The following is a 12,484-nucleotide window of genomic DNA, read 5'->3' as shown; positions in this document are numbered from 1 at the left end:
GTCACCCCAGCAACTCGCGCACCGCAGCGCGCAGATCATCATTGGCAAAGGGCTTGACCAGTATGCGGTCGGCGCCCTGGGGCAGGTTGGCCAAGCCCCGCGCGCTGAGCAGCAGGACGGGCAATCCCTTCAGGGCGTGATCAGCGCGCAGATCGGCAAGCACCTCGGCCCCGCTGCGGCCCGGCAGCATCAGATCAAGGATGACCAGACGTGGCGCAAGCGCGCGGATACGTTGCAACGCGCTATTGCCTTCGGGCCATTGCTCGCAACGCCAGCCCTCGCGCGACAGGATGAAGCGGACCGCTTCGGCAATGCTGGGCTCGTCCTCGATCAGCAGCACATCGACGGTCGCGGTCACGGGCGGCTCTCCTGAAATTTTGCGGCGATCATGGCGACGCGGGCGGGCGTTGTCAAAATCACACTGGGCCGAGGATCGACGGCTCGTGCCGCGCAGGGCAGCCCGGGCGCGGGCAGATGCGGCAGGCAGGGCCGACGCCCAGAACCGGGCGGGTGTCACGGCCCGCCGAGGGACGAAAGAGCATCTGCGCGCGGCTGAGCGCCGGTGCGCCGATACCCATGGGCAAAAGACGCTCGGCCACCGCCCAGGCGGCGAAACGGTTGCCAGCAGTCGTCTCGATCAGCCGCGCGACGGGCAGCTGCGGCTGGGCCAGTGCCTCGAACAGCGGCCATAGCGCGCAGCCTTCGCCGGGGCGTGGCAGCTCGAACCCCGGTGCCGAGTGGCGAAACAGTGCCGCGCCCGAGCCGTCACAGACGATTAGCCCCGCCTGCGCCCAGGGGCCGGGACGCAGCGTGCCAAGGCGGCGCAGCACCAGTTCCAGCGGCCGGCCTAGCCGCGCGGCGATATGGGCCGGGTCATCGGCTGTGTCCCCGGCCTCGGCCACCACGGCTGAAAGGGCGGAATCGGGCAGGGCGGCCCGGTCACGTTCCTGCGCGGCCAGCAGATCCTGAGCCATTACCCGCGCCGCATCCGAGGCAAGCTCGGCCGCCTCAGCAATAGATGGCTGGCCTGCGGCGATCCATGCCTCGACCTCTTCTTGCGGGGACATCGGTACTACCTCATCCTCGAAACTGTCGAGATAGGCGACAAGCGCCTGCGCAGTCCGCGACAGGCGTTGGCTGTCACTGTCAAGGTTGGCATGGAAGCGGTCGCGCCACTCAGGCTCGATCTCGGGGGTTTCGGCAAGGATCGAGGCGGTCGAGCGCAGCGCGGTCACCGCCGATTGCACTTCATGCAGTGTTTCCAAAAGATAGGGGTCGCGGGTCATGCGGTCCGACAGCGCGACAAGCCGCCGCTCCAGCGCATCGGCGCGGCGTGTTGCCCCGGCCAGCGCCGAAGCCCAGCCCGGGAAGCGCGCCGCGAATTCCGAGATCTGGTCCAGCTCGACCGTGATCCCCCGTTGATCAGCCGCGCGGGCAGCAGCCTCGCGCAGCGCGCCGACCAGTGCCTCTTCGTGGTCCGAGGCCAGTTCGGTCGCGTCGATATCCAGGGCTTCGGCCAGCCGCGACAGCAGCCCGGCCCCGACAGGGCGGCGATTATGCTCGATGAGATTCAGGTAGGCGGCCGAAATCTCGGCCCGCTGCGCCACCTCGGTCTGGCGCCGACCCAGAGACAGCCGGCGCTCGCGGATGCGGGTTCCGATGAGGGGACGCGCGACCGGGGGACGCGGAGAGGAACGTGTCATGCCTCAGATCCCGTCGCGGGTTTCCTCCAGATAGCGGATCGCCTTGACGACGAGATCGGCAAAACTTTGCGCCCCGAGCTTGTCCTTGAGCGTCTGGCTGACATTCGACACCGTCTTGTAGCTGATATTGGCGCGTTCGGCGATCTCACGGTAGCTAAGCCCCTCGGCGATGGCACGCAGGATGTCCGTCTCACGCGGGGTCAGGCGCGGGCGGGCGGGGGTTGCGCCGGGCCGATCCATCAGCGCGATGCGGCGGGCAAGGTCCGCGGGCACGTAATCACCGCCACGTGCCACCTCGCGCAGAGCCTCGCAGATCTCATCCGAGGGCGAATCCTTCATGATGATGCCATTGCATCCGGCCTGAAGCGCGCGCCGTGCGATGATCGGGCTGCGGTGCATGGTAAAGACGAGGATCGGCTGCGTCGCGCCCGCCGTGCGCAGCCGCTCGATCAGGCGCACACCCGCAAGTTTTGCCTCCCCCATGGTCAGATCGACGACGATCACATCCGGGTCCTGCTGTCGCCATGCCCGCCAGCCCTGCGAAGGGGTCGCCGCACCGATCACCTCGCATTCCAGACGTCCGCGTGTGATCCATTCCCAGCCCTCGGCGACCACCGGGTGATCATCGACGACCAGCACGCGCAGCGGTGGGGCAGGCGGAGAGATCGGGGCAGTCGCAGTCATCGGGCAGGTCCTTGGTCGGGCGGGCAGGGCAGGTGAAATTCGGTCAGCGTCCAATCTCTGTCCCGTCGGGGCGGCACGTAGCGACCGCCAAGCGCGCTGGCGCGGTCGCGCATTCCGGTCTGGCCAAGCCCGGTGCGGCCCGGCGCGGCGGGGCCGCTGCCGTCATCGCTGACGCTGGCAAAGATGCCCCGCTCGGCCCCGGTCAACCGGACGCGGATCGTTGAGGGTGAGGCGTGACGTAACGCGTTCAGCACGCTTTCGCGGATAAAGCGGTAAAGTGCGATCCGCCCGGCCTCGCCCGGTTCGGCCAGATCGGACGGGCAGTCGAAGGTGATATCGACCTGTGGCGCTGCATCGGCAAATTCGATCAGCTGCTCTTGCACCATTTCGGCCAGACTCGCGCCTTTGGCCGGGGCCATGCGCAGATCGTCGATTGCGGCGCGGGCGCTTTGGCGGATCGCCGCTGCGTGGCGCGAGACGGCGGCCAGCGTTTCGGAAAGCGTGGGGTCGGTTGCGGCTTCGGTGGCGCGGCCAGCCTGACCGACGGCCGCTTGCAGGGCGAAAAGCTGCGGGCCGATGCTGTCGTGCAAGTCGCTGGCGATGCGGGCGCGCTCGGTCTCGGCCAGTGTCAGCATCCGGCCTTGCAGGCGGCGATTTTTGGCCTGTTCGGCCGCCAGATGCTCGGCCAGCGCATTGACCCCGTCGCTGAGTGTGGCCAGTTCCCTAAGTCCGGTCTGCGGTGCGCGCTGTCCCGGCTCGCCTGCACGCATCCGGTCCAGCGCCGCGCCAAGAAGGCCCAGCCGACGCAGCACCAGCCCGGTGATCGACATGGTGATTGCGATGGCCGCCAGTGCCATTGCAGCCAAAAGCGGCAGGATCAGGCGGAAATTCTGCCATGCCTCGGCGATCTCATCCTGAGGATCGGTACGTATCTCGATCACGCCAAGCACATTGGGATATTGGGCAATGGGGATGAGTTCGCGCAGCGGTTCGGGCCGGATCAGCGCAGCAAACCATTCGGGAACCTCTGCAGGCGGCAGGCGCGGCGGTAGCGCCAGCGCCACGGCGCGTCCGGCTGCATCACGCAATTCCGCCGAAAGATGCCGCTGCGCCTCAATCTCGGCCGCGATACGCGCGGCATCGGCCATCACGTCCCGACGCTCGAATGCGGTAGGCAGATGCAGCGTGGCAAAGGCGTTGGCAAGACGAAAGGCCGGGCCCGCCTCATCCTCGACCGCACGGCGGGCGTTCAGGATCAGCACCGATGCCACGATAGCAAAAATTGCGACCCATGCCAGAACCGAGCCGCCAAGCGCCAGCAGCCGCAGCGACACGCCATGCGAGGATGTGCGCCGGGCTGATGTCCTGTCCTTTGCCGCAGCCGCGATGTGGCTGGTTGCCTCCATGCATCTCCCCGCCGCCTGCCGGTGACCCCCCTGTGTCAGACTAGGGCGCGGATCAGGGCGCGGCAAGCCGGTTTGCGTGGCGGTGAAAGGCAGTCCGGGGGCGGCCCGCCGACCCCGGATTATATCAGGCCTTGGCGCTGGCGGGCTGGCGCTGGTCGGGCCGGCCAAGGGCGCGGCGCACCAGCACAAAGAACAGCGGCACGAACAATACGCCCAGCACGGTGGCAGAAATTGTCCCGCCCAGCACCGTTGCACCGATGGTGTTGCGCCCGTTGGCGCCCGCGCCGGTTGAAAGCACCAGCGGCAGCACACCCAGCGAGAAGGCGACCGAGGTCATGATAATCGGGCGGAAACGCTGGCGCGCCGCCTCGACCACCGCTTCGTAAAGCGGTTTGCCGGCCTCGGCCTGTTCGCGGGCGAACTCGACGATCAGGATGGCGTTCTTGCCGGTCAGACCGATCACCGTCAGCAGGCCGACCTGGAAGAAGACACCGTTGTCAAAGCCGCCAAGCCATGCGCCGATCAGCGCCCCCAACACCCCGATCGGCATGGCAAGCATGACCGCAAAGGGGATCGACCAGCTTTCATAAAGCGCAGCAAGGCACAGGAACACGACGGCCAGCGACAGGCTATAAAGCAGCAAGGTCTGGTTACCTGCCTGCTGCTCCTCCAGCGACAGGCCGGTCCATGCGACGTTGAAGCCGGCGGGTAGCTGGGCGGCCAGCTCTTCGATGGCAGCCATGGCCTGACCGCTGGAAACCCCCGGCCCCGGGCTGCCCTGAATCTGCATGGCGGGCACGCCGTTGTAGCGGTCAAGGCCCTGCGGACCATAGCTCCATCGTCCCACGGCGAAGTTCGAGAAGGGCACGAGCCCGCCCGAATTGTTCCGCACCCGCCACTTGTCGATATCGGTCGGCAGCGAACGCGAATCGGAATCGCCCTGAACATAGACGCGCTTGATCCGGCCACGGTCGATGAAGTCGTTCACATAACGTCCGGCCCAGGCCACGGACAGCAAGCTGCCCACATCGGTCGCCGTCACGCCCATCGCTCCGGCTTTCCGCCAGTCGATATCGAGGTGATATTGCGCCGCATCCTCAAGCCCGTTCGGCCGGGCTTGCGCTATACGCCCATCCTGGCCCGACATGCCAAGAAGCTGGTTGCGCGCATCAAGCAGCTGCTCATGCGTCTGGCCGCCCCGTGCCTGCAGGTAGAAGTCAAAGCCCGAGACGTTGCCAAGCTCGATCACCGAGGGGGGCACGATCGGGAAGACCAGTGCATCCCGGATACCCATCAGCGCCGGGAAAGCCCGCTGCGCGATGGCCTGCACCGATTGGCCGGGATCGGGCCGCTCTTCCCAGTCCTTCAGCCGCAGGAAGGCGATCCCCATGTTCTGACCCGACCCGGCGAAGCTGAAGCCCGAGACGCCAAAGAAGGAATCGATGTTTTCGGATTCGTTGCTGGCGAAATAGTTCTGGACCTGGTCGATCACCGCATCGGTGCGTTCGATCGTGGCTCCGGTTGGTCCCTGGATCAGCACGAACATGATGCCCTGATCTTCGTCAGGCAGAAAGCCCGTGGGGGTGCGCAGGAACAGCATCACCATGGCCGCACCGATGCACAGATAGATCACCATCATCCGCAGCGGACGGCGGATCAGCCAGCTGACCGACTGGCCGTATCCGTTCATGGTGCGATCGAAATTGCGATTGAAGAGGCCAAAGATACCGCGGCTTTTGTGACCATGCTCATTGCGCAGCAGCGTGGCGCAAAGCGCGGGTGTCAGGGTCAGCGCGACCACCACTGACAGACCCATGGCCGAGGCGATGGTAATGGCGAACTGTTTGTAGATCACGCCGGTCGAACCGCCAAAGAAGGCCATGGGCACGAATACGGCCGACAGAACCAGCGCGATGCCGATCAGGGCGCCGGTGATCTGTCCCATGCTTTTCCTGGTGGCCTCACGCGGTTCAAGCCCCTCTTCCTCCATGATGCGTTCGACGTTCTCGACCACGACGATAGCGTCGTCGACCAGCAGGCCGATGGCCAGCACCATGGCAAGCATGGTCAGCGTGTTGATTGTAAAGCCAAGCGCCGCCAGTACGCCGAAAGTGCCCAGAAGCACGACCGGCACCGCCAGAGTCGGGATCAGCGTCGCGCGCCAGTTCTGCAAAAACAGCAGCATGACGAAGAACACGAGGATGATCGCCTCGACCAGCGTCTTGACCACCTCTTCGATCGAGATCAGCACGAAGGGCGTGGTGTCGAAGGGGATGACGTATTCCATGCCTTCGGGGAAAAAGCGGGAAAATTCCTCCATCCGCTCCTTGACCCGTTCGGCGGTGTCGAGCGCGTTTGCGCCCGAGGCAAGGCTGATCGCAAGGCCCGAGGCCGGCTGGCCGTTGTAGCGGGCGTTGGTCATATAGTCCTCGGCCCCGATCTCGACCCGCGCTACGTCCTTGAGCAGGATCAGCCCGCCGTCCGCCTCGGCGCGCAGGACGATCTGTTCGAAATCCTCGGGCGTCGACAGCAGCGATTGCGCGGTGATGGTCGCGTTCAGCATCTGCCCCCTGGGCGAAGGCTGGCTGCCAAACGAGCCTGCCGAGATCTGTGCGTTTTCAGCCGAGACCGCAGCAACCACGTCCGAAGGCGTCAGTTCATAGGCCGCAAGCTTTGACGGATCCAGCCAGATCCGCATTGCATATTGCGCACCAAAGACCTGCACCGAACCCACGCCCTCGACCCTGCTGAGGTCGTTGACGAGGTTCGAGATCAGATAGTCCGCAAGGTCCACCTGTTCATAACGGTCATCCGAAGAAGTCAGACCGATGACCATGAGGAATCCCGATGCCGATTTCTCGACCGTGATCCCCTGACGCTGCACCGGTTCAGGCAGCAGCGCCGTGGCTTGCGCCAGCTTGTTTTGTACCTGCACCTGAGCGATGTCGGGATCGGTCCCGGTCTCAAAGGTCAGGGTTGTAGTCGAAGTTCCGGCCGAGGACGAACTTGACGAGAAATAGCGCAACCCATCCAGCCCGGTCATCTGCTGTTCGATGATCTGGGTGACGGTGTTTGCGACCGTATCGGCCGAGGCGCCCGGATAGGTGGCGCGGATGGTAACCGAAGGCGGTGCGATCTGGGGATATTGCGCCACCGGCAGGTTGATGATCGACAGCAGCCCCAGCCCCATGATCAGGATCGAGATCACCCAGGCAAAGACCGGACGGTCGATAAAGAAGCGGGCCATGTGCGGTTCCCTGTGCTGTTCTCTCGCGGGGCCGGGTTCAGTTCGCCGGCTGAGCCTCAGCGGCCTGTGCGTCCGCGTTTCCTGCTTCGGTTTCGGTGGGGGCATCAGCCTCGGCGGGGGCATTTTCGCCCTCGCCACCCTGCGGCGTGGCGGCATTTTCGGCGGTGGCCGGGGCGGCTTCACCCTCGGCGGCGGGGGGCTGACGCTCTTCCGGCGTGACGGTCATACCGGGGCCGATCTTTTGCAGCCCTTCGACCACGATGCGGTCACCGTCATTCAGCCCTTTGCTGACGACCCATTTGTTGCCCATATCCTGCAGGATGGTCAGTTGGCGCTGCTCGACAACATTGTCTGCATTGACCACAAGGGCGATGGGCTGGCCGCGCCGGTCGCGGGCGACACCTTCTTGCGGAGCCAGAACGACATTGCGCGCCGTCGCCTGCTGCACCACCGCCTGAACATACATGCCGGGCAGCAGGATGCTTTCGGGGTTGGCAAAAGACAGCCGCAGCGTGACCACGCCGGTCGTCTCGTTCACATAGGGCTCGGCTGCGGTCAGCGTGCCCTGATGGGCGTATTCGGTGCCATCGGCAAGGCGGAGCGTCACCTTGCGCTCGGCCATATGCTCGGCTCCCTGCGCGGCCATTTCGCGGCGGAAGCGGATCAGCTCGGCTGCCGATTGCGTCACATCGACATGCACCGGGTCCAGCTTGCGGATCACTGCCAGCGGCGTCGGCTGGCTGGCGGTCACCAGCGCGCCCTGACTGGTCTGGGCAAGGCCGATCTCGCCATCCAGCTCGGCGCGGATGGTGGTGCGCTCAAGCTCGATACGGGCGGTTTGCAGCTGCGCCTCGGCGACCTTGACCGCGGCCTCGGCTGAATCGCGGGCGGCAATGGCGTTGTCGGTCGAGCTTTCGCTGGCGACACGGCGGTCACGCAGCGCACCGACACGTTCGGCCTCGCGACGGGCTGCATCGGCCTGCGCGCGCGCCTGGGCAACGGCGGCTTCGGCCTGCGCCACGGCAGCCTGATAGGTGGTCGCGTCTATACGGAACAGCGGATCGCCGACCTTGACGCGGCTGCCTTCCTCAAACAGGCGCTCGGTGACGATGCCGTTGACCTGCGGCCGGACCTCGGCCTCGGCCGAGGCGGTGACGCGGCCCGGCAGTGTGGTGGTCAGAGGCACGTCCTCGGCACGCAGAGTTACCACCGTCACCGGCGGTGGCGGCATCTGCGAGGGGTCCTGTGCGAGAGTGGATACAGGGACGAGCCCCGTTCCAAGCGAAAGGATCACGGAAATCGCCACGCGGCGCGACAGCGCGAACATCATCTTGCTCCGGACATGTGCAGACGCCAGCATAACGAACAGGTTAACGATCGATGATCAATCCCAAAATCGTCGTGCGGGCGTCCTGAGCCTTGCTTTGGGGAAGGTCGAAAGAGGGGTCATTCTTACCGCCCATCTGGATTCAGGCAACCCAGAAACTGCATAGCATTTGTCGTTAATTGTTGTCGGCGGGTCTGCGGTGCAGATTGGTCTTGCGGCGGGTGTGCTGAGACAGTAATCAGGCGGGGCCTCGCGGGTGTAGCTCAATGGTAGAGCCGCAGCTTCCCAAGCTGAAGACGAGGGTTCGATTCCCTTCACCCGCTCCAACCGCCCTCCATTGTCTGGATACGCGTCGCTAGCGCAGGCCCATTTCGGCAAGCGCGCGGGCGATGTCGGGCGGTAGATTCGGCTCATCCTCACGGCCAGCTGGCAGGTCGGGCGGGGCGTCGCTGCCGGGCAGGTATCGCCAGCCCTGGAAAGGGCGACGCGGCACCGAGGCGACCCGGACCAGCACCGGATCAAGCACGAGGGCGCAGCGGCGGATGCCGTCGTCGCCCTGAATCTCCTGCAGCTCAAGGATGCGCTGGCGGGCCTGCATGACACCCTTGAACACCCAATAGATCGAGCCGCCATTCAAAAGTTCGGCCTCGCGCTTGGGCCACATGCGGGTGACATGGCGGGCCGGGCCGCCGCCGTAGCGGTGCTTTTGCCAGGCGGCCAGCTCGGCTGGATCATCGCAGCCGACGCAGAGTTTCATCAGGTTCAGGGATGCGCTCATGCGTCAGATATATCCCGCCGGCGGGCGGGCGCAACCAGAGGACGGCAGGTCTTGATCCACACGGCCCCCGGCGGTACGCCCGGGTGTCCAATATTTGGAATGCCCCATGTCTCATCCCTCCGCACGACCGGCCGCCGGGCAATCCCAGCCGGAGTTCATCGCGATGCTGGCGCTGATCTTTGCCGTCATCGCATTTTCGATTGATTCGATGCTGCCTGCACTGCCCGAGATCGCTGCGGCGCTGACGCCTCAGGATGTGAACCGGGCCCAACTGGTCCTGACCGCATTTGTGGGTGGTATGGGGCTGGGGCTGCTTGTCGGCGGGCCGCTGTCCGACGCCTTTGGGCGTAAGCCGGTGATCACGGCGGGTTTTGCGCTTTATGCCCTGGCCGCCATTGCTGCGATCTTTGCCGATTCGCTGACGCTGCTGCTTGCTGCGCGCTTTGTTCAGGGGCTTGGCGCCGCCGCCCCGCGCATCGTTGCAGTGGCTATGGTGCGCGATCTTTATCAGGGTCGTGAGATGGCGCGGATCACCAGCTTTGTCATGATGATCTTTATCCTCATCCCTGCGGTCGCGCCCTCTGTCGGCGCGGTGGTGATCTATTTTGTCGGCTGGCGCGGGGTCTTTGGCTCTTTCGTGGTACTGGCGCTGATCGGCAGCCTGTGGATGAATCTGCGTCGCCCCGAGACCCTGCCGGCCGAGGCGCGCCGTCCCCTGAACCTGCGCAACCTTATCGATGCGGCGCGCGAGGTTCTGGGGAATGGTCAGGTGCAACTGGTCACGCTGGTGATGACGCTGGGCTTTGGCCAGATGTTTGCGCTGCTAAGCTCAGCCCAGCAGCTTTTCGTGAACACATATGGCACTGGGGATCGTTTCCCGCTGTGGTTTGCCGCCATGGCGCTGCTTTCAGGCAGCGGGACGGTCCTGAACGCGCGCTATGTTGTGCGGCTGGGAATGCGGCGGATCGTGCGTATGGCCTATCAGATGCAGGTCGTGGTGTCAGCGGTAATGGTGGTGCTGATCTTTGGGGATCTTTTGCCCGAGGCATTGCGGTTTCCGGCATTCTTTTTCTGGGCGGTCAGCGTGTTCTTTATGGCCGGCGTGACCTTTGGCAACCTTAACGCCATGGCCTTGCAGCGTATGGGGCATGTCGCGGGGATGGCGGCCTCGGTCGTGGGGGCGGTCTCGACGCTGGGGGCGGTGGTGATCGCGGCTCCGATCGGGCTGCTCTATGACGGGACGGCGCGGCCGATCGTTCTGGCGACGCTGATCTGTTCGTCTCTGGCGCTGGTCCTGATGCGGCGGGTTCGCGACAGCTAAGCGGAAAAGTTGTCCACAGAAGAATACGCCGATACCTCTTGCGGCGCGGCGCGTGCTGTCCTAAAGAGCAGCCCGGCTGCGGCCCGTTCGTCTATCGGTTAGGACGTCAGGTTTTCAACCTGAAAAGAGGGGTTCGACTCCCCTACGGGCTGCCATTCTATCCTACCTCTCCTGACCAGCCTGTCGAATTCAGAGCCTTCCGTGAGGCTGGCTTTGGTCGTGCATTTGCAGGTCTGCAATGCATTGCGTAAGCGACCCGAGCGGCAACCCGGTAAATGGGGGTGGATCAAGCTGACGCAGCGCGGCCACGAACTGCGCGATAGGGGCTTGTTTTATCTGCCGAATGTCTCGAATGCCCGTAATCTCACTGAATAGGACATAAACCTTGGTCATTTGGCCTATTTGTGCTTCTGACATGCCTTGCGCCTGTTTTTGATCCATCAAGCGCCTGACAAGGGCCTTAATTGAGGGGCCGTAAGGATCGGCCTTACGTGGGGCGGGGATAGACTCAGCACGGGCTATCGCAGGCTTTGGGGCCATTTCTGCGGGCAAATCCATGCCCTCACGGCGGATGACCATCTGTAGATGGGCCAAACGGCCTCGTAATCCGCCTTTCCGGCGGCGAAATCATCGAAGGCGCGGTTGCTCTCGGCTGTCACCAGAGGGCCAAGCCTACGGGCGCGGGCAGGGTCACTTGTGCGAAGGCTTATCAGCAGAACTTTTGCACCAAGCGCCGCAGGCAGTCTGCGCCGCCAACAATAGGTTGCAGCGCGTCGAACGAGGTGGGCGGCAAGGGTCAAGAACGTCTCCGTTTAAGAGCCGTTCGCGATGCGCATCAAAGACTTACGTGCATCATGCCTGTATATCAAACCCGCCCGAGGGGGCAGTTTGATCAAGGCTTCAGCAGCTTAAGGGAAAATGGCTCCGGCGGTAGGGATCGAACCTACGACCAATTGATTAACAGTCAACTGCTCTACCGCTGAGCTACGCCGGAACACGGGGCGGTGTATAGCCTTGCTTTTTGAGGTCGTCCAGAGGGTTTGCGCATTTTTTTAACTGCGCGAGAAATTCTTTGCGGCTCGGACGGAAATTGGATTAACGTGCTGAAAATATTGCGTCCGAAGCGATCAGCCCCGGGGTTGAGACCGCACCCAGTTCGTGCAGCGCAATCAGATGCGCCAGCACGTTGCGTGTCGCGGCGGGCAGCAGGGCCGGGGGAATCTCATAAATCTGCTGCGCGAGATTTTCGGCCGTGGCGGGGGAGCGGCTCAGGGCCGCAAGGATTTGTGCCGTGCGCTCACGCCGATGGGCGGCAAGCTCGGCCAGCCGGGCGGCAGGATCGTGGATTGCCTCGCCATGCGCGGGCAGCAATTGCGAAGCACCGGCCGAAGCAAGGCGTGCGAGCGTGCGGAAGTAGTCCGCCAGATCCCCGTCCGGAGGGGAAATGATGGTCGAGGACCAGCCCATTACCACATCGCCGCAAAAGATGGTTTCGTCATGACGAAAGGCCAGATGGCCGGCGAAATGGCCCGGGGTGTGGATTGCGGTAAGGCGCCATTCATCGGTCTCGATCACTGCGCCGTCGGCCAGCGGGATATCGGGGGCGAAATCGCGGTCCAGCCCTTCGCCTCCGTCGATTGCGCCTTCGCGTGCCAGCCGCTCCATTACTGCCGAACGACCGGATTCGGCAGGGCCAAAGCCCAGAATCGGGGCGCCTGTGGTCTGTGCCAACGCACGGGCCCCTTCGGAATGATCAAGATGGGCATGGGTGACGAGGATATGGCTGATACGGCCGGCGCCAGCAGCGGCCAGAATTGCCTCGCGATGTTCGGGCAGATCGGGGCCGGGGTCGATCACGGCGATTCGCTCATGCCCCAGCAGAAAGGTGTTGGTGCCCGGTCCGGTCAGGGGCGAGGGATTGTTGGCGGTTATTACCCGCAGGGCTTTCTCGACGCTGGTCATGGAGGTAATCTAGCCGCCACAGCACCCGGATTCCAAGGGTGCGGGAAGGCAGGAGG

11 protein-coding genes and 3 tRNA genes are annotated in these 12,484 nt (G+C 64.4%); 3 read left to right on the top strand and 11 right to left on the bottom strand.

Annotated features, from left to right (window positions below):
- Nucleotide 1 precedes the first annotated feature (1 nt).
- From F8A10_RS12635 to F8A10_RS12610, 6 genes are all read right to left on the bottom strand, one after another.
- A complete protein-coding gene (locus F8A10_RS12635; protein WP_152367516.1) occupies nt 2-358 on the bottom strand; it encodes a response regulator transcription factor in 357 nt (118 codons plus the stop codon).
- A gap of 58 nt (nt 359-416) precedes the next feature.
- The gene (locus tag F8A10_RS12630) at nt 417-1,703 is read right to left on the bottom strand and encodes a helix-turn-helix transcriptional regulator (protein WP_152367515.1); all 1,287 of its coding nucleotides are present in this window, start codon (nt 1,701-1,703) and stop codon (nt 417-419) included.
- Nucleotides 1,704-1,706: 3 nt separating this feature from the next.
- Nucleotides 1,707-2,387, bottom strand: coding sequence for a response regulator transcription factor (locus tag F8A10_RS12625; protein ID WP_010397422.1), 681 nt, complete (start codon nt 2,385-2,387; stop codon nt 1,707-1,709).
- Nucleotides 2,384-3,793: a LapD/MoxY N-terminal periplasmic domain-containing protein gene (locus tag F8A10_RS12620; RefSeq protein ID WP_152367514.1), complete on the bottom strand. Its 1,410-nt coding sequence runs from the start codon at nt 3,791-3,793 to the stop codon at nt 2,384-2,386. Before F8A10_RS12620 ends, F8A10_RS12625 begins: the two co-directional genes overlap by 4 nt.
- A 124-nt stretch (nt 3,794-3,917) precedes the next feature.
- Nucleotides 3,918-7,040 (bottom strand): efflux RND transporter permease subunit, encoded by a 3,123-nt coding sequence (locus F8A10_RS12615; RefSeq protein WP_152367513.1) that lies wholly within the window; start codon nt 7,038-7,040, stop codon nt 3,918-3,920.
- Between the two features lie 37 nt (nt 7,041-7,077).
- Nucleotides 7,078-8,367: an efflux RND transporter periplasmic adaptor subunit gene (locus F8A10_RS12610; protein WP_010397416.1), complete on the bottom strand. Its 1,290-nt coding sequence runs from the start codon at nt 8,365-8,367 to the stop codon at nt 7,078-7,080.
- A gap of 252 nt (nt 8,368-8,619) precedes the next feature.
- Between F8A10_RS12610 and F8A10_RS12605 the strand changes: the two genes are divergently transcribed.
- Nucleotides 8,620-8,693 (top strand) — tRNA-Gly (locus F8A10_RS12605).
- A 29-nt stretch (nt 8,694-8,722) separates the two neighbouring features.
- Here F8A10_RS12605 and F8A10_RS12600 read toward each other — a convergent pair.
- Entirely contained in the window at nt 8,723-9,145 is a 423-nt protein-coding gene (locus F8A10_RS12600) for a DUF1489 family protein (RefSeq protein ID WP_085501873.1), read from the bottom strand.
- 106 nt (nt 9,146-9,251) lie between these two features.
- On the opposite strand from F8A10_RS12600, the gene F8A10_RS12595 reads away from it, so the two are divergent.
- Both F8A10_RS12595 and F8A10_RS12590 read left to right on the top strand, forming a co-directional pair.
- Nucleotides 9,252-10,466, top strand: coding sequence for a multidrug effflux MFS transporter (locus tag F8A10_RS12595; RefSeq protein WP_029372237.1), 1,215 nt, complete (start codon nt 9,252-9,254; stop codon nt 10,464-10,466).
- Nucleotides 10,467-10,546: 80 nt separating this feature from the next.
- A tRNA-Glu gene (locus tag F8A10_RS12590) sits at nt 10,547-10,621 on the top strand.
- A gap of 34 nt (nt 10,622-10,655) precedes the next feature.
- On the opposite strand, the gene F8A10_RS12585 is transcribed toward F8A10_RS12590, so the two are convergent.
- The 4 genes from F8A10_RS12585 to F8A10_RS12575 form a co-directional block, all read right to left on the bottom strand.
- Entirely contained in the window at nt 10,656-10,907 is a 252-nt protein-coding gene (locus F8A10_RS12585; RefSeq protein WP_193668277.1) for a hypothetical protein, read from the bottom strand.
- A 77-nt stretch (nt 10,908-10,984) separates the two neighbouring features.
- Nucleotides 10,985-11,266, bottom strand: a complete 282-nt coding sequence (locus tag F8A10_RS21910; RefSeq protein WP_369596700.1) for a DUF6538 domain-containing protein — start codon at nt 11,264-11,266, stop codon at nt 10,985-10,987.
- 119 nt (nt 11,267-11,385) lie between these two features.
- Nucleotides 11,386-11,460: transfer RNA gene (locus F8A10_RS12580), tRNA-Asn, on the bottom strand.
- 101 nt (nt 11,461-11,561) lie between these two features.
- Nucleotides 11,562-12,428, bottom strand: coding sequence for an MBL fold metallo-hydrolase (locus F8A10_RS12575; RefSeq protein ID WP_010397407.1), 867 nt, complete (start codon nt 12,426-12,428; stop codon nt 11,562-11,564).
- Nucleotides 12,429-12,484: the final 56 nt, after the last annotated feature.

The organism is Paracoccus kondratievae (assembly GCF_009301415.1).
Taxonomy (GTDB): domain Bacteria; phylum Pseudomonadota; class Alphaproteobacteria; order Rhodobacterales; family Rhodobacteraceae; genus Paracoccus; species Paracoccus kondratievae.
The sequence above is the reverse complement of the archived record's forward strand: the minus strand, read 5'-3'. Positions and strand labels throughout refer to the sequence as shown.

Coding starts and splice junctions, on each gene's coding strand:
- F8A10_RS12595 (WP_029372237.1), top strand. CDS start 9,252: ATGTCTCATCCCTCCGCACGACCGGCCGCCGGGCAATCCCAGCCGGAG.
- F8A10_RS12600 (WP_085501873.1), bottom strand. CDS start 9,145: ATGAGCGCATCCCTGAACCTGATGAAACTCTGCGTCGGCTGCGATGAT.
- F8A10_RS12625 (WP_010397422.1), bottom strand. CDS start 2,387: ATGACTGCGACTGCCCCGATCTCTCCGCCTGCCCCACCGCTGCGCGTG.
- F8A10_RS12615 (WP_152367513.1), bottom strand. CDS start 7,040: ATGGCCCGCTTCTTTATCGACCGTCCGGTCTTTGCCTGGGTGATCTCG.
- F8A10_RS12630 (WP_152367515.1), bottom strand. CDS start 1,703: ATGACACGTTCCTCTCCGCGTCCCCCGGTCGCGCGTCCCCTCATCGGA.
- F8A10_RS12575 (WP_010397407.1), bottom strand. CDS start 12,428: ATGACCAGCGTCGAGAAAGCCCTGCGGGTAATAACCGCCAACAATCCC.
- F8A10_RS12585 (WP_193668277.1), bottom strand. CDS start 10,907: ATGGATCAAAAACAGGCGCAAGGCATGTCAGAAGCACAAATAGGCCAA.
- F8A10_RS12620 (WP_152367514.1), bottom strand. CDS start 3,793: ATGGAGGCAACCAGCCACATCGCGGCTGCGGCAAAGGACAGGACATCA.
- F8A10_RS12610 (WP_010397416.1), bottom strand. CDS start 8,367: ATGTTCGCGCTGTCGCGCCGCGTGGCGATTTCCGTGATCCTTTCGCTT.